Genomic DNA, 1,040 nt, shown 5'->3' with positions numbered 1-1,040 from the left:
TGTAAAATCTTTAGCTGAGATAAAAATAGGAATAAAGTCATGTTCAATACATGATAATGCATATTTTGTTATTAGTAGAGTTTTTCCACATCCTGAAGGGCCTTTAATAAGAATACTATTACTATTATTTATGGTTTTTAATAATATATCTGGGAAATTGTAATTATTTTTATTAAATTCATAATTGTCGGAAATATATTCTTTGATATTTAGAGAGTATAATTCTGAAAAAGCATTTATATATGTTATGTACTTTTTTTCAATAGAAAAGATATTAGAGTCTGTAGCTGCTTCAAGAGATGATGCAGCTTCAAGATTAAATAGATTTGCTAGTAATTGGCATTCTGTTTGATTGATAGTCGCACTAGAGGGTTGGGAAATTATATCTGAAAGTGCATTTAAGTCAGAAACTTTAACTTTAAAGTCTCCCTTGGTTACTTTTGAACCAAGAGGAATAATGGGTGAAATGATTACGGCAGCATTAGGATAACCATTAATATGAATTTTTTTTTGAATACCATCACGTAAAGCATTTTTAGCGTTTAATGCTTGGTTATATGCATTTCCAATTTTTGTTGTACCATAAGATCCATGTTGAATCCATTGACCGTTAATTTCTCCACTTACTGGTAATGTATAGCCTTTTGCCTCAATAAGAAGAATATTGTTTCTAGTGAAGATAGCAAAGTCAATTTGACGACCTTCTATATGAAAATTTGCAAAGATATAAGACCAGCTATTTAAACTTTTTAATACGGTATAGATAGCTGTTAAACAATCATATTCTGATTTATGCTGAATGGGTTCCCCGATATATATACAAGCTGAAAAAGGATCTTCCATATTTTTAGGCATAATTTTATAAAATTAATTTACATTTAACATATGATAAATAAAAAATCGCTTCTGTCTAGGCAATATAGAAAAGAAATAAAATTAGAAATAGAGATCTAATAGCCCCCCTCTATAACGCCCACTTAACAATCACTCCCTCATTATTTAGCCTTACTTTTTTAATGATCTAATTTAAAACAAATGTC

The 1,040-nt window shown here is 28.8% G+C and carries 1 protein-coding gene; it reads right to left on the bottom strand.

Annotated elements, in window-relative coordinates:
- On the bottom strand, window positions 1-843 hold an 843-nt coding region (locus NL42_RS15500; protein ID WP_461313418.1), incomplete at its 3' end, for a nuclease-related domain-containing protein.
- Window positions 844-1,040 lie beyond the last annotated feature (197 nt).

It is taken from the genome of Acinetobacter sp. GN11, from assembly GCF_054823985.1.
Note: the sequence above shows the minus strand (reverse complement) of the source record. Positions and strands in the feature narration are given on the sequence as shown.